At 59.8% G+C, this 22,675-nt stretch carries 13 protein-coding genes; 4 read left to right on the top strand and 9 right to left on the bottom strand.

The window, feature by feature from the left end; all coding sequences use genetic code 11:
- Window position 1 precedes the first annotated feature (1 nt).
- Complete coding sequence (treS, locus tag ACP3TY_RS12640; RefSeq protein WP_426620165.1) at window positions 2-3,343, bottom strand: maltose alpha-D-glucosyltransferase; 3,342 nt, start codon at window positions 3,341-3,343, stop codon at window positions 2-4.
- Window positions 3,344-3,497: 154 nt separating this feature from the next.
- Window positions 3,498-5,495: an alpha-1,4-glucan--maltose-1-phosphate maltosyltransferase gene (locus tag ACP3TY_RS12645; RefSeq protein WP_159812036.1), complete on the bottom strand. Its 1,998-nt coding sequence runs from the start codon at window positions 5,493-5,495 to the stop codon at window positions 3,498-3,500.
- A gap of 216 nt (window positions 5,496-5,711) precedes the next feature.
- On the opposite strand from ACP3TY_RS12645, the gene ACP3TY_RS12650 reads away from it, so the two are divergent.
- A complete protein-coding gene (locus ACP3TY_RS12650; RefSeq protein WP_003224520.1) occupies window positions 5,712-5,870 on the top strand; it encodes a hypothetical protein in 159 nt (52 codons plus the stop codon).
- 109 nt (window positions 5,871-5,979) lie between these two features.
- Here ACP3TY_RS12650 and ACP3TY_RS12655 read toward each other — a convergent pair whose 3' ends face one another.
- The gene (locus tag ACP3TY_RS12655; RefSeq protein ID WP_053120597.1) at window positions 5,980-6,492 is read right to left on the bottom strand and encodes an MgtC/SapB family protein; all 513 of its coding nucleotides are present in this window, start codon (window positions 6,490-6,492) and stop codon (window positions 5,980-5,982) included.
- 122 nt (window positions 6,493-6,614) lie between these two features.
- Here ACP3TY_RS12655 and ACP3TY_RS12660 point away from each other — a divergent pair, with 122 nt between their 5' ends.
- The 3 genes from ACP3TY_RS12660 to mapR all read left to right on the top strand — a co-directional run bounded on the left by ACP3TY_RS12660 (window position 6,615) and on the right by mapR (window position 10,138).
- Complete coding sequence (locus ACP3TY_RS12660) at window positions 6,615-6,863, top strand: DUF3203 family protein (protein WP_053120599.1); 249 nt, start codon at window positions 6,615-6,617, stop codon at window positions 6,861-6,863.
- Between the two features lie 195 nt (window positions 6,864-7,058).
- Entirely contained in the window at window positions 7,059-8,489 is a 1,431-nt protein-coding gene (ccoG, locus tag ACP3TY_RS12665; protein WP_426620167.1) for a cytochrome c oxidase accessory protein CcoG, read from the top strand.
- A gap of 239 nt (window positions 8,490-8,728) precedes the next feature.
- Window positions 8,729-10,138, top strand: coding sequence for a GntR family transcriptional regulator MpaR (mapR, locus tag ACP3TY_RS12670; protein ID WP_212550714.1), 1,410 nt, complete (start codon window positions 8,729-8,731; stop codon window positions 10,136-10,138).
- A 149-nt stretch (window positions 10,139-10,287) separates the two neighbouring features.
- Here mapR and ACP3TY_RS12675 read toward each other — a convergent pair whose 3' ends face one another.
- The 6 genes from ACP3TY_RS12675 to ACP3TY_RS12700 form a co-directional block, all read right to left on the bottom strand.
- Entirely contained in the window at window positions 10,288-11,034 is a 747-nt protein-coding gene (locus ACP3TY_RS12675; RefSeq protein WP_053120606.1) for an SDR family oxidoreductase, read from the bottom strand.
- A 165-nt stretch (window positions 11,035-11,199) separates the two neighbouring features.
- Window positions 11,200-13,281, bottom strand: a complete 2,082-nt coding sequence (locus ACP3TY_RS12680) for a putative bifunctional diguanylate cyclase/phosphodiesterase (RefSeq protein ID WP_426620169.1) — start codon at window positions 13,279-13,281, stop codon at window positions 11,200-11,202.
- Between the two features lie 262 nt (window positions 13,282-13,543).
- A complete protein-coding gene (locus tag ACP3TY_RS12685; RefSeq protein WP_426620171.1) occupies window positions 13,544-15,013 on the bottom strand; it encodes an efflux transporter outer membrane subunit in 1,470 nt (489 codons plus the stop codon).
- The gene (locus tag ACP3TY_RS12690; RefSeq protein WP_426620172.1) at window positions 15,010-18,117 is read right to left on the bottom strand and encodes an efflux RND transporter permease subunit; all 3,108 of its coding nucleotides are present in this window, start codon (window positions 18,115-18,117) and stop codon (window positions 15,010-15,012) included. Before ACP3TY_RS12690 ends, ACP3TY_RS12685 begins: the two co-directional genes overlap by 4 nt.
- Before the next feature lie 142 nt (window positions 18,118-18,259).
- Window positions 18,260-21,361: an MdtB/MuxB family multidrug efflux RND transporter permease subunit gene (locus tag ACP3TY_RS12695; protein ID WP_426620174.1), complete on the bottom strand. Its 3,102-nt coding sequence runs from the start codon at window positions 21,359-21,361 to the stop codon at window positions 18,260-18,262.
- The gene (locus tag ACP3TY_RS12700; RefSeq protein ID WP_426620175.1) at window positions 21,358-22,665 is read right to left on the bottom strand and encodes an MdtA/MuxA family multidrug efflux RND transporter periplasmic adaptor subunit; all 1,308 of its coding nucleotides are present in this window, start codon (window positions 22,663-22,665) and stop codon (window positions 21,358-21,360) included. Before ACP3TY_RS12700 ends, ACP3TY_RS12695 begins: the two co-directional genes overlap by 4 nt.
- Window positions 22,666-22,675 lie beyond the last annotated feature (10 nt).

Genomic DNA, 22,675 nt, shown 5'->3' on the forward strand with positions numbered 1-22,675 from the left:
ACTACTCTCCACCAAGATCGGAAAAGGGTTTAAGCCCTGTCAATAACCCATACAAACCGTGCAACGGCACGGGCAGCCACGTCGGGCGATTTTCGGCTTCATAGGCCACTTCATAGGCCGCCTTCTCCAGACCGAACAATGCCAGCGCAGCGTCGGCCCCTTCAGGATCTTGCCAAGCATGATCAAGACTAGCTGCCGCTCGGCGATATGCCTGAACAAATGCCGCTCGCGCTTCATTCAAATAACGTTGCGCGACACGACGACGTGCGTCTTCAGACTCCGCGCCGTGATCAACGTTCTGCACATTGATGGTCATCGCCGCGGCGTAATCGAACGAACGCAGCACGCCGCTGACATCTTTGTACGGACTGTGTTTGCCACGGCGTTCGCTCAATGGCCGCGCCGGTTCGCCTTCGAAGTCGATCAGATAGGCATCGCCCTTGATCACCAGCACCTGGCCCAAATGCAGGTCGCCGTGCACGCGAATCTGCAAGCCGCCGACAGCCTTTTTCGCCAGATCCTGGACGTGGGCCAGAATGGTTTTCTTCTCGTCGAGCAAGCGTTTGACCAGTTGCTGATCCGCCGCGCTGAGTTCGCCCTGATGTTGCTTGAGCAGTTTCAGCGCGTGCTCGACTTGCGCGGCGATATCTTTGCCCGTGGCCTGCGCATCCTTGGCCGTCGACACCTGCGGCGCAAAATCGACGTTGTCAGTCGGCGCGGCGAGCACTTTGTGCATCTCGCCCAAACGCTGCCCGAGCATGCCGGCAAAATCCTTCAACTCGCCGAGTGCGTTGTAATGCTGTTCCTGCTCGGACATGGCATCGGCGAGTTCGTCGCGCAGCGCCCGTTCGAGGTTGTTCTGCGTCCATTCCCAGGCATCGCCCTGATTGCTCAGATAGCCTTGGGCGATCATCAACAGATTGTCTTGACCCTTGGCGTCGCGGCGAATCACCGAGCCAAGCAGCGGCGAGATATTTTCGAAACCGGCCTCGGTCAGGTACGCGCTCATCTCTAGTTCCGGGTGCACGCCCGAAGCGACTTTGCGGATCAGTTTCAGCACCAGGCTGTTGCCGATCACCACCGAACTGTTCGATTGCTCCGCCGACAGGTAGCGCACTTCCGACTCGACACCGAGGCCGAGTTTTTCCAGTTGCGCCGTTGGTGCGAAGCGAATTTCACCCTCGCTCGATTCGAGCACGGTGTTGTTCTGCATGCCCTGCAGCACTGCGCGAATAAACGCTTCGAGGCTGAACGCATCGGTGATCAAGCCGACCTGACGCACGCGTCGGACGCGCGCCAACGCCAGTTGCTGCGGCAGTGCCGGGCCGACCTGATCTTCAGCAATGAAACCGAACGGCAGTTGATAACGGCTGGTCTGGCCAGCGCTGGTGACCTCGATTTCACTGAGCAACACCGGATGCTGGGCATCGCCAAAGCGCACGCCGTAAGCCATTTGCACGTTGTCGATGGCCGCGCCTTTGCCGGCGAACCAGCGACGATTTTGCAGCCAGTTCGGCAGGATGTTTTGCTCCAGCGTCGCGCGGGATGGCGCTTCCAGCAGTTCTTCCATGCGTTTTTTCAGCACCAGCGTGGTGAAGTCCGGCAGGCTCTGCGCGGGCTCGACGTGCCAGCTCGGCATCTGGTTTTCCGAGGCCAAGGCAAACCAGTAGAAGCCGTACGGCGCGAGGGTCAGGAGGAAATTCAACTGACCAATCGGCGGAAACGCGTTACCGCCCAACATTTCCACCGGCACCATGCCGACGTACGCCGACAAATCCAGTTCCGCCGCTTGCGCACTGCGCGAGACGTTGGCCACACACAGAATGATTTCGTGCTTGCCGTCGGCATCGGTGAATTCACGGGTGTAAGCGAGAATGCGGCGGTTGCTCGGCGAGAGCATCTTCAGCGTGCCGCGACCGAAGGCTTTCGACTGTTTGCGCACGGCAAGCATGCGCCGCGTCCAGTTGAGCAACGAATGCGGATCGCCGGCCTGGGTTTCGACGTTGACCGACAGATAACCGTACTGCGGATCCATGATCGGCGGCAGCACCAGACTGGCCGGGTCGGCGCGGGAGAAACCGCCGTTACGGTCGATCGACCATTGCATCGGCGTACGCACACCGTCGCGGTCGCCCAGATAGATGTTGTCGCCCATGCCGATTTCATCGCCGTAATACAGAGTCGGCGTGCCCGGCATCGACAGCAGCAGGCTGTTGAGCAGTTCGACGCGACGACGATCGCGTTCCATCAACGGCGCCAGACGTCGACGAATACCAAGGTTGATCCGCGCGCGACGGTCAGCGGCGTAGTAATTCCACAGGTAGTCACGTTCTTTGTCGGTGACCATTTCCAGGGTCAGTTCATCGTGGTTGCGCAGGAAAATCGCCCATTGGCAGTTCGCCGGAATTTCCGGGGTCTGACGCAAAATATCGGTGATCGGGAAACGGTCTTCCTGGGCCAGCGCCATGTACATGCGCGGCATCAGCGGGAAATGAAAGGCCATGTGGCATTCGTCGCCATTCAGGCCTTTGGCGTCGGTATCGCCGAAATACAGCTGCGTGTCTTCCGGCCACTGGTTGGCTTCGGCGAGCAGCATGCGGTCGGGGTAATTGGCGTCGATCTCTGCGCGAATCTGCTTTAGAACGTCGTGGGTCTCAGGGAGGTTTTCGTTGTTGGTGCCGTCGCGCTCGATCAGGTACGGAATGGCGTCGAGGCGCAGACCGTCGATACCCATGTCCAGCCAGTAACGCATCACCGAGAGCACGGCTTTCATCACTTGCGGGTTATCAAAATTCAGGTCGGGCTGGTGCGAATAGAAGCGGTGCCAAAAGTATTGGCCGGCGACCGGATCCCACGTCCAGTTGGACTTTTCGGTGTCGAGGAAAATGATCCGCGTGCCGTCGTATTTCTGATCGTCATCCGACCACACGTAAAAGTCGCGCGCCGCCGAGCCGGGTTTGGCTTTGCGGGCACGCTGGAACCACGGGTGCTGGTCGGAGGTGTGGTTGATGACCAGCTCGGTGATTACTCGCAAGCCGCGTTTGTGCGCCTCGGCGATAAAGCGCTTGGCGTCGGCCATGGTGCCGTAATCGCTGTGCACGCCACGGTATTCGGCGATGTCGTAGCCATCATCGCGACGTGGCGACGGGTAGAACGGCAGCAGCCAGATAGTGTTGACGCCGAGTTCGGCAATGTAATCGAGTTTGGCGATCAGGCCGGGAAAGTCGCCAATCCCGTCGTTGTTAGAGTCGAAAAACGATTTGACGTGAACCTGGTAAATCACCGCATCCTTGTACCAGAGCGGGTCTTTGATGAAGGTGGCTGCACTGGGTTTCTTCGCCATGTGAAACTCCTGCTGAATTCTTTAGCAACGCCCCACGATGATCGTTCCCACGCTCTGCGTGGGAATGCCGCCATGGACGCTTTGCGTCCAATTTTGGGACGCGGAGCGTCCCGGGATACATTCCCACGCAGAGCGTGGGAACGATCATTACGTATCAAATAGCGGTAATCCGCCAAATCCCGAACGGCTGGTACGCCGGGTCAATCCGCATGAACTGGTATTTGCCATGCCAGTCCCAGCGATGCCCGTTCATCAAATCCTCACCGTGAGTCGTCGCGTCGTCCGGCAGGCCCATTTCCCACAACGGCAGTTCGAAATTCGCTTCCTGCACGTTATGCGGATCGAGGCTGACCGCCACCAGAATGAAGTTGCTGCCATCGGCGCTGCGCTTGCCGAAATAGAGAATATTGTCGTTCCAGGCGTTGTAGACCTTCAGCCCCAAATGCGTGTGCAGCGCCGGGTTCTGCCGGCGGATGCGGTTGAGCTGGGCGATCTCGGCAATGATGTTGCCGGGCGCGGTGAAGTCGCGGACGCGGATCTCGTACTTCTCCGAATCGAGGTACTCCTCTTTACCCGGCACCGGCGCCGCTTCGCACAGTTCGTAACCCGAATACATGCCCCACAGGCCCGAGCCCATGGTCGCCAGCGCCGCGCGGATCAAGAACCCCGGACGCCCGGACTCATGCAGGAACGCCGGGTTGATGTCGGGCGTGTTGACGAAGAAATTCGGCCGGTAGCACTCGCGCCACGGCGATTCATTCAGCTCGGTGAGGTACGTGGCCAACTCAGCCTTGGTGTTGCGCCAGGTGAAATAGGTGTAACTCTGCGTGTACCCGACCTTGCCCAGCCGCGCCATCATCGCCGGCGTGGTGAACGCCTCGGCGAGGAAGATCACTTCCGGGTGCAGCGCCCGCACATCGGCAATCAGCCACTGCCAGAACGGCAGCGGTTTGGTGTGCGGGTTGTCGACGCGGAAAATCTTCACGCCTTCATTGACCCAACCGACGACGATGTCGCGTAACTCGACCCACAGACTCGGAATCGCGTCCGGCGCGTAGAAATCGACGTTGACGATGTCCTGATATTTCTTCGGCGGGTTTTCCGCGTATTTGATCGTGCCGTCCGGGCGCCAGTTGAACCAACCCGGATGCTGCTTGAGCCACGGGTGATCCTGCGAGCACTGAATGGCGAAATCGAGGGCTATTTCCAAACCATGATCAGCGGCGGCTGCAACCAGTCGACGGAAATCTTCACGGGTGCCGAGCTGCGAGTGAATCGCCTCGTGACCGCCCTCCTCGCTGCCAATCGCGTACGGACTGCCCGGATCATCCGGCCCCGCCGTCAGCGAGTTATTGCGGCCCTTGCGATGCGCGCGGCCAATCGGGTGGATCGGCGTGAAGTACAACACGTCGAAACCCATGTCCTGAATCATCGGCAAGCGCGAGTGCACGTCATTAAAGGTGCCGTGACGTTTGGGGTCGTCGGTGATCGAGCGCGGAAACAGCTCGTACCAACTGGCAAACTCGGCCAGTTCGCGTTCGACGTCCATCGGGAATTCAGCGCTGACGCTCAGGTAGGCGCGGTGATCGGCCTCGGCCATCAATTGCGCACTGCGCGAGTGCAGAAACAGCGCGACCTGCTCGGTTTCGAGCAGCCCGGACAGTTCATGGTGCAGCGCAGCGAGCTGTTCGCTGAGCTGACCTTCGCTGCGTTCGGCAGCTTGTTGCACCATCGTCCGGCCTTCCTGCAACTCCAGCGAGACCGGTACAGCGGCGGTGTGTTTCTTTTCCAGTTCGTACTGGAAACTGGCGAAATGATCGATCCACGCTTCGATGCAATAGAGGAAACGGCCCTGATGCTCGGGGCGGAACTGACCCTTCCAGCCATTGTTGCCCTGGTCGGACATGACCTCGCTTTGCCAGGTCTCCTCGCCTTCCTCGCGCCAGCGAATGCGCACCGCCAACTTGTCGTGACCGTCGGCGAAGACTTTGCTGGTGACCACCACTTCACGGCCGGCAATCGACTTCACGGCGAACTGCCCGCCATCGAGGGTCGGCATGGTGTCTTCAATGGCGATGCGTGGCAGCAACAAAGCCTGCGACAGCGGAATGTGCGGGTTGTAGCTTAGTTCTGAAGGGTTTTCAGCAGTCATTGAGCATCTCTCCTTAACGCCCAAAGGACGCTCTTGTGCCGGTTCAGCGTTCGCAATCGAGCGCCCGTCCGGAATGAACTCACTTAGGTTCCGAGCGACCGGTGCCGGGAAAAGTTCAGATGAAATTGCCGTTACAGAAAAGCGGATCGAATTCGCCACGAGGTGGTCAATCCACTTAAGCACTTCTCACGCCATGTGCCACACGGAGGTCTACTGATGAACATCCCGATCCCGGCCGAAACGCCTGATCCGAACATCGACAAACCCACTCTTCCGGAAACCGAACCGCAACCGATTCCAGAGCAAGAGCCGCCAGGCACCACGCCTCCACCTAAGGAAGAACCGCCAACGACGATGCCGCCCGTGATCGTCTGATATCCCCTGACATCACCCCTGTAGGAGCTGCCGAAGGCTGCGATCTTTTGATTTTTTCTTTGAGGATCAAAAGATCGCAGCCTTCGGCAGCTCCTACAGGAATTTGTGGTTAGAGCAGATCGTTTTTCTGCTCATCCTTTTCAAACAAACGCACGATCCGTGGCATCACGCTGAAAATCCCCAGCGCCAGCAAAGTACTCAGCAGCGCCGTCGCCTCCTTGCCCAACCCCGCCGCCACCCCAATCGCCGCCGTCATCCACAGCCCCGCTGCCGTAGTCAGGCCTTTGACGTGACCTTCATCACCTTCCTTGTTCTTCAAAATCGTGCCCGCACCAAGGAAGCCGATCCCGGCGATAACCCCCTGCAGCACCCGGCTCATCGCATCGGACTCCGCCCCTGACGTCTGCGGCACCAGCACAAACAGCGCCGCCCCCAACGCTACCAACATGTGCGTGCGCACCCCGGCCGCCTTGCCTTTATGCTCGCGTTCGAAACCGAGAATTCCGCCCAATACCGCCGCCATCACCAGCCGCACGGTGATTCGCGTGAGCTGCGACGCGTCACCAATGTCGGCAAATTCCGCTTGCAGCGTCACCCACACTTCATGCCACCAGGCGTTCATCGTGCCGTCCTTTTTATGAGTCGATAGATGATGGACAGCGGCGACCATTAATCGGTTGCGCCGAACGATCGGCAAAGCGTGCGCCCTAACGTTTCAGACACCCCCGGAAAAAGGACAGCCCCATGCCCCTGCGCGTCGATGAATCCAATCCCGAGCAAAAAGTGTGTTTCTTTACCGTCGAACATGGCGAGGAAATTCGCATCTGCGACACACTGGAAGTCAAAACGGACAGTGAAAAAGCCATGTCTTTCGTTGAGATAGAAGGCAAGCGCGTGTACATCACCGAAGCAGAAGCCGACGCCTTGACCGTAGCAGGTGCCAAGGACGGTCGTAAGCACCTCAAGGCTGACGAGAGTGATTCGGTGATTTGACTGACCTTGGTCAACACCCGGCGCAGACGCCTGCGATAGGCGTTTGCGCCTTTGCCTGCGGGCTGCTTCAAGTTGTCGCAGGACATGTCCAAAAGCGCATCTGATACGCTTTTTATTGAAATACCTGAGTCTGTTATGCAAACAGATCGACGCCCATAGTTCGCAGGCCTGATGGAGGCTGATGAGCGAACGACCATGAGCGAACAAATCCCCGTCCGAACCGTAGAAGCATCTCCAACCATAAAAAGCATTCCCGCACGCCCAATGAAGGCGACGGCAAAATCCAGCGACAATCAAATCTACACCCGCAGCTTCACCGGCCTGTTCCGCACCTTGCGTATGAGCGGCGCGGGGTTTCTGTTTTTGTTGTTTTTCGGCACGGTGTGGCTGAACTGGAGCGGGCGTCAGGCCGTGCTCTGGGATCTGTCGGAAAGCAAATTCCACATCTTCGGCGCGACCTTCTGGCCACAGGATTTCATCTTGCTGTCGGCACTGCTGATCATCGCCGCGTTCGGCCTGTTCGCCATCACCGTGTTTGCCGGCCGGGTCTGGTGCGGTTACACCTGCCCGCAGAGCTCGTGGACGTGGATTTTCATGTGGTGCGAGAAGATCACTGAAGGCGAACGCAACCAGCGGATCAAACTGCAAGCGGCGCCGTGGAGCCTGAACAAACTGGCGCGCCGTGCCGCCAAACACACTTTGTGGCTGGCGATCAGCGTGCTGACCGGGCTGACTTTTGTCGGCTACTTCACGCCGATTCGTCCGCTCGCTGAAGAGTTGCTGACGTTGCATATCGGCGGGGTCAGTCTGTTCTGGGTGCTGTTCTTTACCGCCGCCACCTACATCAACGCCGGCTGGCTGCGCGAAGCGGTGTGCATGCACATGTGCCCGTATGCGCGATTCCAGAGCGTGATGTTCGACAAAGACACCCTGACGATTGCCTACGACGTGGCGCGCGGCGAAAACCGTGGCCCGCGCAAACGCGCTGTGAAACCCGCCGAGGCCGGTTTGGGCGACTGCATCGACTGCCAACTGTGTGTGCAGGTATGTCCGACCGGCATCGACATCCGCGACGGCTTGCAGATGGAATGCATCGGTTGCGCGGCGTGTATCGACGCCTGTGATTCGATCATGGACAAAATGAATTACCCGCGCGGGTTGATTCGCTATAGCTCGGAACGTGAACTGCAGGGCGGTAAAACCCACCTGCTGCGGCCTCGGCTGATCGGTTACACGGTGGTGTTGCTGCTGATGATCGGCGCACTCGCCCTGGCGTTGGTCGAACGGCCGATGGTTTCGCTGGACGTCACCAAGGATCGCGGGCTGTTCCGGGAGAACGCTCAAGGTCAGATCGAAAACATCTACAGTCTCAAAGTCATCAACAAAACCCAGCAGCGTCAGGTTTACAATCTGAGCCTTTTGGATGGCGACGGCTTTCAGTTGCAGGGTAAGACCGAATTGAGCCTGGCGCCCGGGGAGATTGTCGATGTGCCGGTGTCGGTGGCGATGACCACGGAACGGCCCGCGAGTAGTTCGCAGACGTTGAATTTCAAAGTGAGTGACAGCGATGAGCCTGAGGTTTACAGCGTGGCGAAGAGCCGGTTTGTGGCGCCGATGAATCGCTAAGCCTTTGCAATTTCGGCCCCTCACCCCAGCCCTCTCCCGGAGGTAGAGGGAGCCGACCGAGGTGTCTGGCGTTACACATCGACCTGAAAGACCTGGTCGATTATGGATTCAGCAAAGCAATTCCAGGTCGGTGCAATTCGCCAGCATCCCCCAATCAGTCCCCTCTCCCTCCGGGAGAGGGCTAGGGTGAGGGGCTTTTCCCCTGACACCCATCAATCAACAAGCACCAAGGCTCCTCGATGAAACGCTACGAAAAATTCGCCGACGACATCGCTGAACTGATCCGCTCCGGCGTCCTCGGCCCCGGCCAGCGCGTGCCCTCGGTGCGCTACGCCAGCCAGACCTACGGCGTCAGCCCCTCCACCGTGTTCCAGGCCTACTACCTGCTCGAGCGCCGAGGCCTGATCCGCGCCCGCCCCCGTTCCGGCTACTTCGTCAACGCCCACGCGCCGAGCCCGTTCTCGGAGCCGGTGATCAGCCATCAGGTCAACGAATCCACCGAAGTCGACGTCAGTGAACTGGTGTTCTCGGTACTCGATTCGATCAAAGATCCAAACACCGTGCCCTTCGGCTCAGCCTTCCCCAGCCCGACCCTGTTCCCCCTGCAACGCCTGTCCCGGTCGCTGGCCAGCGCCGCGCGGGAGATGGATCCGCGCATGGTCGTCACCGACATGTCGCCCGGCAACCCGCAACTGCGCCGCCAGATCGCCCTGCGTTACATGGTCGGCGGGCTGATGCTGCCGATGGAAGAACTGCTGATCACCAACGGCGCCCTCGAAGCGCTGAACCTGTGCCTGCAAGCGGTGACCGAACCCGGCGATCTGGTGGCCATCGAAGCGCCAGCGTTCTATGCAAGCCTGCAAGTACTTGAACGCCTGAAACTCAAAGCCGTGGAAATCCCCGTGCACCCGCGCGACGGCATCGACCTCAACGTGCTCGCGCAGACGCTCGAACGTCACCCGATCAAAGCCTGCTGGTGCATGACCAGTTTCCAGAACCCGATGGGCGCAACCATGCCCGAGGCAAAAAAGCAGGAACTGGTCGAACTGCTGCGCCACCACCAAGTGCCGCTCATTGAGGACGACGTCTACGCCGAACTCTATTACGGCCAGCAAGCGCCGAAACCGGCGAAAGCCTTCGACACCGAAGGTCTGGTCATGCATTGCGGCTCGTTCGCCAAAAGCCTCGCCCCCGGTTACCGCATCGGCTGGGTCGCTGCCGGGCGCTACGCGCAGAAAATCGAACGGCTGAAGCTGATGACCTCGCTGTGCGCCTCGATGCCCGCGCAAGCGGCGATTGCCGACTACTTGCAACACGGTGGCTACGACCGTCATCTGCGCAAACTGCGCTACGCCCTCGAAGAACAACAGAGCGCCATGCTCGCCGCCATCGCTCGTTACTTCCCGGCCCAGACACGCGTCAGCCAACCCGCCGGCGGCTACTTTTTGTGGCTGGAGCTGCCAGAGCAGATGGATTCGTTGAAGTTGTTTCAGATGGCGCTGGCACAAGGCATCAGCATCGCCCCAGGGCCGATTTTTTCGCCGACGCAACGCTTCAGAAATTGCATCCGCCTGAACTATGGCAGCCCGTGGACGGAGGATTCGGAGAAGGCGATGGAGACGTTGGGGCGGATTGTGCGGTCGTTCTGACAGGTTGATGTTGCCGCGATTTTTGCTATCGCCAGCAGGCTAGCTCCCACAGTGGATTGCGTTGAAACACATTTGTGTGAACAACCACAAACCCTGTGGGAGCTAGCCTGCTAGCGATGAGGCCCAACCAGACAACTCAATTTTCTGGTTTAACGCCCACCACCCAAATCAACAAACGTCCCCGTCGCATACGAAGCCTTGTCCGACAACAACCAGACAATCGCCTCCGCCACCTCATCCGGCCGCCCCCCACGGGCCATCGGAATCGCTGACTCAAGCTTGCTGACCCGATCCGGATCGCCGCTCAGTGCGTGGAAATCGGTGTAGATGTAACCCGGGCGCACCGCGTTAACGCGAATCCCCTCGCCCGCGACTTCCTTGGACAGGCCGATGGTGAACGTATCGAGCGCGCCTTTGGAGGCGGCGTAATCGACGTACTCATTCGGCGAGCCCAGACGCGCCGCCACCGACGAGACGTTGACGATGCTGCCGCCCTGGCCGCCATGTTTTGGCGACATGCGCAGGATCGCGTGCTTGGCACAGAGGATCGGTGCCAAAACATTGGTTTTCATGATTTTGAGGATGCGGAATTCGGACATTTCGTCGACCCGCGATTTGTGCCCGACGGTGCCGGCATTGTTCACCAGGGCGGTGACCCGGCCCAGTTCGGTGTCGACGCGCTGAAACAACGCAACCACTTCGTCTTCGATGCTGACGTCGGCGCGAACCGCAATGGCTTGTGCGCCCAGTGCACGGACTTGCTCCAGCACGCTATGCGCGGCCTGTTCATCCGACTGGTAGTTGATGCAGATCCGATAGCCTTGTTCGGCCGCCAACAACGCCGTAGCAGCGCCAATCCCGCGCCCGCCACCGGTGATCACAATGACTTTATCCATGCTGGCCCTTCCCCCGAATGCACCCATAACAGTCGGGGGAAAGAATAACCGCCATTGCCGGGTTTTGCATGGGTTGTGTTGGGGGCAGACCCTTCACCCCTGTGAACACAATTAACAGTGAACACAGTCATCCTGAAAACACACATCCCCTCACCACAAGGAATCTCAGACTTCAGCGAGTTGTTCGCCGCGCACGATGTCCTGCATAAACCGCTCGGCCGGCATCGGATGCCCGAGCAGATACCCTTGCAACGAATCACAACCCAACTGCGTCAGAAAATCCTGCTGCACGCCGGTTTCCACGCCTTCAGCAACAATGCGCAAACCCAGCGCCTGGCCCAGCGCGACAATCGCCGAAACGATCGCCGCATCATCGCTGTCATGCTCCAGATCACGCACAAACCCACGATCAATCTTCAGTTCATTGGCCGGCAGACGCTTGAGGTACATCAGGCTCGAATAACCGGTACCAAAGTCGTCGATCGACAAATCGACGCCCATGTCTGACAACTCCTGCAACACCGTCATGCTCGCATCGGCGTCGCTCATGGCGGTGGTTTCGGTGATTTCCAGGGTCAGGCTGTTGGCCGGCAGACGATGAGTCGCTAACGCTTTGGCCACGCTCTGCACCAAACCGGCATGACAGAATTGCAACGCCGACAGGTTCACGGCGATGCGCCAGTCGGTGTAACCGAGCACGTACCACTCGCGCATCTGGCGGCAGGCTTCATTGAGCACCCACTCGCCGATCGGAATGATCAGGCCGGTTTTTTCCGCCAGATCAATAAACTTGTCCGGCATCAGCATGCCGTGCAGCGGATGCTCCCAGCGCAGCAGCGCCTCGGCACCGACCGGGCGACCGTTGGCTGCGTCGAATTTAGGTTGGTAATGCAGGCTGAACTGGCTGTGTTCCAGTGCCGCACGCAAATCCTGCAGCAGTTGCAGCTGCTTGCGCGCGTTGCTGTTCATCGACGCGTCGAAGAAGCTGTAACCGTTTTTGCCGCCACCTTTGGCGTGGTACATCGCCGCGTCGGCGTTCATCAGCAGTTCTTGCGTGGTCTGGCCATTGCCCGGATACAGGGCGATGCCGACGCTGGCAGAGATCTGCAAATCGTGTTCAGCCACGCGGAACGAACGGGCGATAAGGCCAACCTGACGCGCCGCCAGGCTCAATGCATCGTTCGTTTCGGCGAGGCGCACCAGCAAAACGAATTCGTCGCCGCCGATCCGCGCGAGGGTGTCCTGGCTGCGCAGATCTTCGCGCAGGCGTTGCGCCACTTCGCGCAGCAACTGGTCGCCCATGTGATGGCCGAACGCATCGTTGACCGGTTTGAAGCCATCCAGATCGATGAACATCAAGGCGAAACAGCCGCCCTGTTCATGCACCTTTTTCATCGCCTGATTGATGCGGTCATCGAGCAACATGCGGTTCGGCAAACCGGTCAGCGTGTCGTGCAGGGCCAGTTGCGTCAGTTCGCGGTTGGCTGCGGTCAGCGAGTGCGCCAGATCAGCGGTGCGCGCTTCGAGGCGGGCATCAAGAATCGAGGTGAGCAAGGCGATCGACAGCACCGCCAACGTGGTGATTAGCACCAGACTGTCGAGGCCATTGCCCTTCAGGCCATCGATGGTCGCGCCGCAGAAGCTGCCGTCAGGAAACTTCGCAGCGGCCATGCCAGTGTAGTGCATGCCGACAATGGCGATGCCCATGATCACCGCCGCGCCGCCGCGAATCAGCCGTACATACGGCGAATGCTGGCGCAGGCGAAAGGCAATCCACAGTGCGGCGGCCGAGGCGCCGACCGCGATCAGCAACGACGCGCTGAACAGTGTCGGGTCGTAATCGATGCCTGGGGTCATGCGCATCGCGGCCATGCCGGTGTAATGCATGGTGCTGATACCGGCGCCCATGATCAGCGCACCGAAGGCCAGTTGCCAGATTGGTAGCTTCGGCTGACTGACCAGCCATAACGCAAAGCCGCACGACAGCACGGCGATCAGCAGCGACAGCGCGGTGATGCCAATGTCGTAACCCAGATCAATCGGCAGTTTGAAGGCGAGCATGCCAATGAAGTGCATCGACCAGACGCCGACCCCCATGGCCAATGCGCCACCCGCCGTCCAGAAATGCACGGCGCGGCCCTTGGCCGTGGCAATGCGCCCGCTGAGATCGAGCGCGGTGTACGAGGCGAGAATCGCCACGCACAACGAGATGAGTACGAGGGTGGAGGAATAGCTACCAGTGAGCATGAAAGTTCTCGTGACCACCCAAACCGTACTGCGTCCATTCTCGGCTGGGCAAATGCGGCGATTGTACTGATTGCGCGGAAGAACGCACTGACAAAGTAAGCAAATTGCCATCAAGCCGATGAAACGCTTGTTTGATCGTCCTACAAAGCTCTGGAAAGCACCTCTTACCCTGTAGGAGCTGCCGAAGGCTGCGATCTTTTGACACTGTTTAAAGATCAAAAGATCGCAGCCTTCGGCAGCTCCTACAGGGGGGGAAAGCGCCTTATTGGGTGTCGGTTACATCCAGTTGGCCGTCCCAGCCACCGCCCAGCGCGGCGATCAGTTGCACGCTGGCGATCAGGCGGCTTTGCAGGATGTTCAGCACGCTGCGTTCGTTGCTCAGCGCCGTGGCTTGCACCACCACGACGTCGATATAGGCGATTAGCCCGGCCTTGTACTGGTTTTCCGTCAGGCGCAGAGAGTCGCGCGCCGCATCCAGCGCTTCCTGGCGCACGGCGGCTTCGTCCTGATACACCTTGAGCTGCACCAGATAGTTTTCCACTTCGCGGAAACCGTCGAGCACGGTCTGGCGGTATTTGGCCACAGTCTGATCGTATACAGCTTCAGTGCGATCGACTTCGGCGGAACGGATACCGCCGTCAAACAGTGGCAGATCCAGTTTCGGCCCGACCGACCAGAAGCGGTTCGGCAAGCTGACCAGGTCTTGCGAGGTACTGCTGCTGTAACCACCGCTCAGACTCAGCGACAGATCCGGGTAATACGCCGCTTTCGCCACGCCAATATTCGCGTTGGCCGCAATCACAGAGCGTTCGGCCGAGGCGATGTCCGGGCGGCGTTCCAGCAGTTGCGACGGCAAGCTCAACGGCACTTGCGGCAGGTTCGGGATGTTCTGGGTTTCGGCAATATTGAAATCGGCCGGCGCCTGCCCGATCAGCACGGCAATAGCGTTTTCGAATTGCGCGCGTTGCCAGATCAGATCGACCAGATCGGCCTGAGTGCTTTTCAGCTGGGTTTGCGCCTGCGCCACCGCGTCACGTCCGGACACACCGGCGCGATACTGGTTCTGGGTCATTTTCAGCGAACGCTCATACGCCGCCACCGTGGCTTCGAGCAAACGTTTCTGCTGATCGATCACGCGTAATTGCAGGTAGTTCTGCACCAGTTCCGACTGCTGGCTCAGGCGCATCGCCGCCAGATCGGCGTAACTCGCCTGAGCGCTGGCCTGATCGGCCTCAAGGCCACGGCGCAGTTTGCCCCAGATATCGGCTTCCCAACTGACGCCCAACTGCGCGTTGTAAGTGTCGCGGATACCGCTGGAAGAACTGCTCAAACTCGAACTGCTGCTGCCGGTGCCCTGACTGGAGCGGGTTTTGCCCACGCTCAGGTCAACACTCGGATAGAACGCGCCGCGCGCACTGCGCACCAACGCCTGCGCCTGACGGAACTGGGCTTCCGATTGCGCAACCGTCTGGTTGGAGCTGTTGAGCTTTTCGATCAGGCCGTTGAGCTGCCGATCGCCGTACAGCTCCCACCAGGCGCCACGGGCCAGCGAGTCGCTCGGATTGGCCTGACGCCAGCCTTCGGCTTCTTTGTACTGAGCGATTTCGGCGGTCTGCGGGCGCTGGTAGTCCGGGCCGACAGCGCAGGCACTGAGCATCGCCACGCACAGCGACAGGCTCAATAGACGCGAGCCGCGCACAGTGGCCATATGTATAAGCGAACGATCAGTCATAGCGGAGTTTCCAGAGCGGCGTCAGTACGCACGCCACGCCATTTGTTGAAACGATGGCGCAGCTTGTCGAGATAGAGGTAAACCACAGGTGTGGTGTAAAGCGTCAGCACCTGGCTGAAAACCAGCCCGCCGATGATGGTCAGGCCCAGTGGCTGGCGCATTTCCGCACCTTCCGCGCGGCTGAGCAGCAACGGCAAGGCGCCGAGAATCGCTGCCAGCGTGGTCATCAAAATCGGCCGCAGACGTTGCAGGCAAGCACTGCGGATCGACTCCAGTGGAGACATGCCTTGGTGGCGTTCGAGTTGCAGCGCCAGGTCGATCATCAGAATCGCGTTTTTCTTTACCACGCCAATCAACAGGAACAGGCCGAGCAGCGAGATCAGGCTGAACTCGCCACCCAGCGCATAGATCGACAGCAACGCGCCGACCCCGGCCGACGGCAACGTCGACAGAATCGTCAGCGGGTGAATGTAGCTTTCATACAGCACACCCAACACCAGATACACCGCGAGCAACGCGCCAAGAATCATGAACGGCTGGCTCTTCTGCGTGGCGGCGAAAGCATCGGCGGTACCGGCCATTTTTGCGATCACGTCTTCTGGCAAGCCAAGTTTGGCAATCGCCCGTTCGATGGCGGCACTGCCCTGCTCCACCGTCACGCCTTCGGCCATGTCGAAGGAAATATCCTCGGAGGCGAACTGCCCTTCGTGGCTGACGCGGTCGTCTTCCAGACTGCTTTCATAGTGGGCAAAGGTCGACAACGGTACGCGCGCACCGTCGGCAGTAATCACCTGCACTTGCTTGAGCGTCACCGGATCCTGCGCATATTTCGGATTGACCTCCATCACCACCTGATACTGGTTGAGGCTGTCGTAGATCGTCGAAATCTGCCGCTGGCTGTAGGCGTTGTTCAGCACCGAAGTGACCATGTCCATGTCGATGCCCAGACGCTTGGCCTGATCACGGTCGACAATCAGCGTCACCTGTTGCGCGCCCCGGCCTTCGCGGGCATCAATGGCGGTCAACTCTGGCAGCGCACGCAACGCGGTCACCACTTTCGGGTACCACTCGCGCAGCGAACCGAGGTCTGCACTTTGCAGGATGTAACTGTACTGCGAGGTTGTCTGTTCGCGGCCACCGCCGAACTGCAGATCCTGATCCGCCATCAGCATCAATTGCGCGCCAGCCACCTTGGGCATTTCCTTGCGTAGCCGCTCAATGACTTTCTGCGCCGATATTTGACGATCCTTGATCGGTTTCAAACGCACGAGCATAAAGGCGTTGTTGGTGCCGTTGGTGCCGCCGATAAACCCGGCAACACTTTCCACCGCTTCGTCCTTGAGCACAGCACGACGGAAGGTCTCCATTTTCGGCTGCATAACGCTGAACGACAGACCATCGTCACCGCGCACGAAACCGATCAACTGGCCGGTGTCCTGCTGCGGCATGAAGGTTTTCGGCACGACCACATACAAGGCAACGTTGACGCCGACCGTGATCAACAGACTGAGCAAGGTCAGGCGGCGATGACGCAGCACCCAATCGAGGCTGGTAGCGTATTTGCCAACCATCCAGTCATTGGTGCGGCGACTGAAGCGTTGCAGACGGTTTTCCTGCCCCGGCGTGTGCGGCTTGAGCCAGCGCGCGCAGAGCATCGGCGTCAGCGTCAGGGACACCACCAGCGATACCACAATCGACGCCGCCAGGGTGATGGAGAATTCGCGGAACAGGCTCTCGATGATCCCGCCCATAAACAGGATCGACAGGAACACCGCCACCAGCGAGACGTTCATCGACAGCAAGGTAAAACCGACTTCCTTGGCCCCGAGGTAAGCAGCCTCCATCGGTTTGACGCCTTCGTCGATGTGCCGGGAAATGTTCTCCAGCACCACGATGGCGTCGTCCACCACCAGACCGGTGGCCAGAATCAGCGCCATCAGCGACAGGTTGTTCAGCGAGAATCCATAGAGGTACATCACCGCAAAGGTGCCGACCAGCGACACCGGTACCGCCAACGTCGGGATCAGCGAGGCGCGGAAGTTACCGAGGAACAGGAACACCACCAGAATCACCAGCGCCACAGCGATCAGCAGGGTCATTTCCGCTTCGTGCAACGTCGCCTTAATGACCGGCGAGCGATCCATCGCCAGATTAAGCTTCACGCTGGCTGGCAATACCGCTTGCAGTGCCGGCAGTTGCGCCTTGATTTCGTTGACCGTCTCGATGATGTTGGCGCCTGCCTGACGGTTGATCACCAGCAACACCGCGGCGTCATCGTTGAAGAAACCGCTGTTGTAGCGGTCTTCGACACCGTCGCTGACTTTGGCCACGTCTTTGAGGCGCAATGCGGCGCCATCGGCGTAGTGGATGATCAGCGACTCGTAATCCTTGGCTTTCTCCAGTTGATCGTTGGCCTGGATCTGCCACAACCGCTGGCCGTCCTCGACCGAACCTTTGGGCCGGCGTACGTTGGCGTCAGCAATGGTTTTACGCACGTCATCCAGCGCCACGCCGTACTGATTCAGCGCCTGCGGTTCGAGTTCGATGCGCACTGCCGGCAACGAACTGCCGCCGATCTGCACTTCGCCGACGCCCTGCACCTGCGACAGGCTCTGCGACAAAATCGTCGAGGCCAAATCGTAAAGCTGACCTTTTTCCAGCACCTCCGAGGTCAGCGACAGCACCATGATCGGCGCCTGCGACGGGTTGACCTTTTTATAGGTCGGCATGCTGCGCATCCCGCTCGGCAACAGATTGCGCGAGGCGTTGATCGCCGCCTGCACTTCCCGCGCCGCACCGTTGATGTCGCGGTCGAGGTCAAATTGCAGAATGACCCGCGTCGAACCCTGGCTGGAGCGGCTGCTCATGGTGTTGACGCCGGCGATGGCGCCAAATGAGCGCTCCAGCGGCGTGGCCACGGTGGACGCCATGACCTCCGGACTGGCACCGGGCAGGCTGGCCTGCACGACAATCACCGGGAAATCCATTTGCGGCAGCGGCGCCACCGGTAGCAGGCCGAAGCTGACACCGCCCAGCAGCATGATCGCCAGGCTCAGCAGCATGGTCGCGACCGGGCGCTTGATGAAAGGACCGGACAGATTCATTGACCGCAATCCCCAGCATCACCGCACACCCCTGTAGGAGTGAGCCTGCTCGCGATAGCAATTTGTCTGCTCACATAAATGTTGGATGTGCCGGCCTCATCGCGAGCAGGCTCACTCCTACATGGGGAATGCGTGCAGACAGTCATACCGGCACCTCTGCGCTGTCGGCATTGGTTTTGCCAAACCGGCGACCGAGGCGGTCGAAGTACAGGTAGATCACGGGCGTGGTGAACAACGTCAGTACCTGGCTCACCAGCAACCCGCCAACCATCACCAGACCCAGCGGCTGACGCAATTCCGCGCCAGAGCCGGTGGCGAGCATCAGCGGCACCGCGCCGAACAGCGCCGCCAGCGTGGTCATCAGAATCGGCCGGAAACGCAGCAGTGCGGCTTGATAGATCGCCTGCTCGGGCGCCATGCCCTGATTGCGTTCGGCATCAAGGGCGAAGTCGATCATCATGATCGCGTTTTTCTTCACGATACCGATCAGCAAGATGATGCCGATGATCGCGATCATCCCCAGATCATTGCCGCTGAGCAGCAGTGCCAGCAAGGCACCGACCGCCGCCGACGGCAAGGTCGAGAGAATGGTGATCGGGTGGATGTAGCTCTCGTAGAGCACGCCGAGCACGATGTACATGGTCACCACCGCCGCCAGAATCAGCAGCAAGGTACTCGACAGCGACGCCTGAAATGCTTCGGCCGCGCCCTGGAACTGCGTCTGCACGCCGACCGGCATACCGATGTCTTTCTGCACTTGATCAATGATGTCCACCGCATGCCCCAGCGCCACGCCCGGGGCGAGGTTGAACGACATCATCACTGCCGGGAACTGGCCGATGTGGGTGATCGCCAGTTGTGCCTGACGCTCCTCGACGTGGGCCAGACTCGACAGGCGCACCTGCGCGCCATCCGTGGTTTTCACGTGGATCTGGTCCAGTGCCTGCGGGCCGATTTTCTCGCCGGACTGCGCTTGCAGCACCACGCGGTATTGGCTGGCCTGGGTGTAGATGGTCGAAATCTGCCGCTGACCGAACGCGTCGTACAGTGCATCGGTGATATTCGCCACCGACACACCCAGGCGCGAGGCCGCATCGCGGTCAATCACTAGATACACCTGCAAGCCTTTGTCCTGCAAATCACTAGCAACGTCGGTCAGTTCCGGACGTTGCGCCAGTGCCTCGACCAGACGCCCGCTCCATTCACTGAGCAACTCCGAGTCTGGCGACGACATGCTGAACTGGTATTGCGTGCGGCTGACGCGGTCTTCGATAGTCAGATCCTGCACCGGCTGCATAAACAGACGGATGCCGACCAGTTTGTCCAGGTTCGGCTGCAGGCGGGCAATCACTTCTGTGGCGGTGAGATCCCGTTGATTGTGCGGCTTGAGGTTGATCAGCAAGCGGCCGCTGTTGAGCGTCGAGTTGTCGCCATCGACACCGATGTACGACGACAGGCTTTGTACCGCCGGGTCTTCAAGAATGATCTTCGCCAGTTCTTGCTGGCGCTCGCCCATGGCGGCGAAGGAAATCGACTGCGGCGCCTCGGAAATGCCCTGAATCACCCCGGTGTCCTGCACCGGAAAGAAGCCTTTCGGCACGATCATGTAAAGGAACACGGTCAACGCCAAAGTGCCGATAGCGACCAGCAAGGTCAGCGGTTGGTGCTTGAGCACCCAACGCAGCATCCGCCCGTACTCGGCGATCATCCAGTCGATCACCGCGCCACTGGCGCGGTAGAAGCGGCCCTGCTCATGTTCTTCCGGTTCACGCTTGAGCAACCGCGCGCACATCATCGGCGTCAGGGTCAGCGAGACCACCAGCGAAATCAGGATTGCCACTGCCAGGGTGATGGCGAATTCGCGGAACAAGCGCCCGACCACATCCGCCATGAACAGCAGCGGAATCAGTACCGCGATCAACGAAAGGGTCAGGGAAATCAAGGTGAAGCCAATCTGCTTGGCGCCCTTGAGCGCTGCCTGCATGGGGCTGTCGCCCTCCTCGATAAATCGGGAGATGTTTTCCAGCATGACGATGGCATCGTCGACCACAAAACCGGTGGCGATGGTTAAGGCCATCAGCGTCAGGTTGTTGACCGAGAATCCCGCGAGGTACATCACACCGAAGGTGCCGATCAGCGACAGCGGCACCGCCACCGACGGAATGATCGTGGCGCTGGCACGACGCAAGAACAGGAACGTGACCATGACCACCAGCGCGATGGCGATCAGCAGTTCGTGCTGAACATCGGTTACCGAGGCGCGAATGGTTTGCGTACGGTCGGTCAATACCGTGACATCGAGGCCGGCCGGCAGGTTGTCGGTGATGCTTGGCAGCAGCGCCTTGATCCGGTCGACCACTTCAATGACGTTGGCGCCCGGCTGACGCTGAATGTTCAGCAACACTGCCTGATTCTGGTTGGCCCACGCGGCGAGGCGTTCGTTCTCGGCGCCATCGACGATTTCCGCAACGTCCTTGAGCCGCAACGGCGCGCCGTTTTTATAGGCGAGGATCAGGTTGGCGTAGTCCTTGGGCGACGTCAGCTGGTCGTTGGCGTCGAGCATCGACACCCGGGTCGGGCCGTCGAAGTTACCTTTCGGCTGGTTGACGTTGGAGGCACCGATCAAAGTGCGCACGTCAGACAGGTTGAGGCTGTTGGCCGCCAAGGCTTCGGGGTTGACCTTGATCCGTACCGCCTGACGCTGACCGCCAGCAATGCTGACCATGCCGACGCCGCTGATCTGGGCGATTTTCTGCGCCATGCGCGTATCGACCAGATCATTGAGTTTGGGCAACAACATGGTTTTCGAGGTGATGGCCAGGGTCAGCACCGGGGTGTCTGCCGGGTTGACCTTGTTGTACACCGGCGGTGCCGGCAAGTCGGTCGGCAGCAGATTGGTCGCGGCGTTGATCGCGGCCTGCACCTGTTGTTCGGCAACATCCATGTTGATGTCGAGGCTGAAACGCAAGGTCAGCACCGACGCGCCGCCGGAGCTGGTCGAGGCCATTTGCGTCAGACCCGGCATCTGCCCGAACTGGCGTTCAAGTGGCGCGGTCACGGCGCTGGTCATTACGTCCGGGCTGGCGCCGGGATACAGGGTCATGACGCGGATGGTCGGGTAATCGACCTGCGGCAACGCCGAGACCGGCAGCAGGCGATAAGCGATCAGGCCGGCCAGAACAATGGCCAGCATGCTCAGGGTGGTGGCTACCGGACGGAGGATGAACAGCCGCGAAATGTTCATGCGCCCTTCTTGGCCTTGTCAGTCACGGCAGCGTCTGGCGCGGCGGCAGCGGATTTGCCCTGTAAGTGCTCGGTTGGGGTGGTCGGCACGGCATTGCTGTCGTTGACCACTTCCACTTCACTGCCCTCTTTCAAGCGGTCGGTGCCTTCCAGCACCACACGGTCGCCGGCGGCCAGGCCTTCGGTGATCACGGTGTTATTGCCATCGCTGGCACCGATTTTCAGTTGGCGGATGGTGACTTTCTTGTCACCGTCGAGCGCATAAACAAAGGTGCCGTTGGTGCCGAACTGGATCGCAGCAGAAGGCGCCAGTACCACGCCTTTGAGGGTGTCGGCCAGCAAGTGCACGTTGACGAACTGATTCGGAAACAGCGCTTGATCGCGGTTGTCGTAACGGGCCTTGAATTTCAGGGTGCCAGTGGCAACGTCGATCTGGTTGTCGAGGCTTTGCAATACGCCAGTGGCTTGCAGTTTGGTGTCGCCACGATCCCACGCTTCGGCCGGCAGTTTGGCGCCGCTGCGGTAGCGGGCGAGGACGGTTTCGAGGCTGTTTTCCGGCAGCGTGAAGGCGACGCTGATCGGTTGGGTCTGGGTAATCACCGCGAGGAACGTAGTGTCGTTGGCCGCCACGAGGTTGCCGACGTCGACCTGACGCAGACCGACGCGACCGGCAATCGGTGCACGGATCTTGGTGAATTCAAGATTGAGCTTGGCGTCGTTGACCGCCGCCTGATTGGTTTTTACCGTGCCCAGATACTGGCCGAGCAGCGCTTCGGCGGTGTCCAGTGTCTGCTTGGCAATACTGTCTTCCTTGAAAAGACCGCGATAACGCTCGACGTCGACCTGAGCGTTCTTCAATTGCGCCTGATTCTGCAACAAGGTGCCCTCAGCCTGCAGTAACGCATTCTGGTAAGGACGCGGATCGATCTCTGCCAGCAGGTCGCCCGCCTTGACCATCTGCCCTTCTTCGAAATTGATCTTCACCAATTCGCCGCCCACCCGGCTGCGCACATTGATGGTGTTGAGCGCCGTTACCGTGCCCAGCGCTTTGTAATACAGCGGAAAGTCACCGGTAACCGCCGGCGCCACGCGCACCGGAATCGGCCCGGTGCCGCCGCCGAAGCCTGGCCTCATCATCCCCGAACGCCCGGCATGACCGGCCGCCGCCTTATCACCGCCCTCCTTGTGGGCTGAACCGGCCGGCCAGAATTTCCAGCACAGGACAGCGATAACCAACAAGACAAGCAGGCTGATCAGCCAGCGACGGGTGTTGCGGGGGGACGATTGCATGGAGTGATTAACCATTGGGCGCGTG

The sequence above is a fragment of the Pseudomonas rustica genome (genome assembly GCF_049959085.1).
Lineage (GTDB): Bacteria > Pseudomonadota > Gammaproteobacteria > Pseudomonadales > Pseudomonadaceae > Aquipseudomonas > Aquipseudomonas rustica.

What these genes read in the sequence shown, in the direction of transcription:
- mapR (WP_212550714.1), top strand. Translation starts at nt 8,729, where the DNA reads ATGAAACGCTACGAAAAATTCGCCGACGACATCGCTGAACTGATCCGC.
- ccoG (WP_426620167.1), top strand. Translation starts at nt 7,059, where the DNA reads ATGAGCGAACAAATCCCCGTCCGAACCGTAGAAGCATCTCCAACCATA.
- ACP3TY_RS12695 (WP_426620174.1), bottom strand. Translation starts at nt 21,361, where the DNA reads ATGAACATTTCGCGGCTGTTCATCCTCCGTCCGGTAGCCACCACCCTG.
- treS (WP_426620165.1), bottom strand. Translation starts at nt 3,343, where the DNA reads ATGGCGAAGAAACCCAGTGCAGCCACCTTCATCAAAGACCCGCTCTGG.
- ACP3TY_RS12690 (WP_426620172.1), bottom strand. Translation starts at nt 18,117, where the DNA reads ATGAATCTGTCCGGTCCTTTCATCAAGCGCCCGGTCGCGACCATGCTG.
- ACP3TY_RS12675 (WP_053120606.1), bottom strand. Translation starts at nt 11,034, where the DNA reads ATGGATAAAGTCATTGTGATCACCGGTGGCGGGCGCGGGATTGGCGCT.
- ACP3TY_RS12650 (WP_003224520.1), top strand. Translation starts at nt 5,712, where the DNA reads ATGAACATCCCGATCCCGGCCGAAACGCCTGATCCGAACATCGACAAA.
- ACP3TY_RS12685 (WP_426620171.1), bottom strand. Translation starts at nt 15,013, where the DNA reads ATGACTGATCGTTCGCTTATACATATGGCCACTGTGCGCGGCTCGCGT.
- ACP3TY_RS12680 (WP_426620169.1), bottom strand. Translation starts at nt 13,281, where the DNA reads ATGCTCACTGGTAGCTATTCCTCCACCCTCGTACTCATCTCGTTGTGC.
- ACP3TY_RS12700 (WP_426620175.1), bottom strand. Translation starts at nt 22,665, where the DNA reads ATGGTTAATCACTCCATGCAATCGTCCCCCCGCAACACCCGTCGCTGG.
- ACP3TY_RS12645 (WP_159812036.1), bottom strand. Translation starts at nt 5,495, where the DNA reads ATGACTGCTGAAAACCCTTCAGAACTAAGCTACAACCCGCACATTCCG.
- ACP3TY_RS12660 (WP_053120599.1), top strand. Translation starts at nt 6,615, where the DNA reads ATGCCCCTGCGCGTCGATGAATCCAATCCCGAGCAAAAAGTGTGTTTC.
- ACP3TY_RS12655 (WP_053120597.1), bottom strand. Translation starts at nt 6,492, where the DNA reads ATGAACGCCTGGTGGCATGAAGTGTGGGTGACGCTGCAAGCGGAATTT.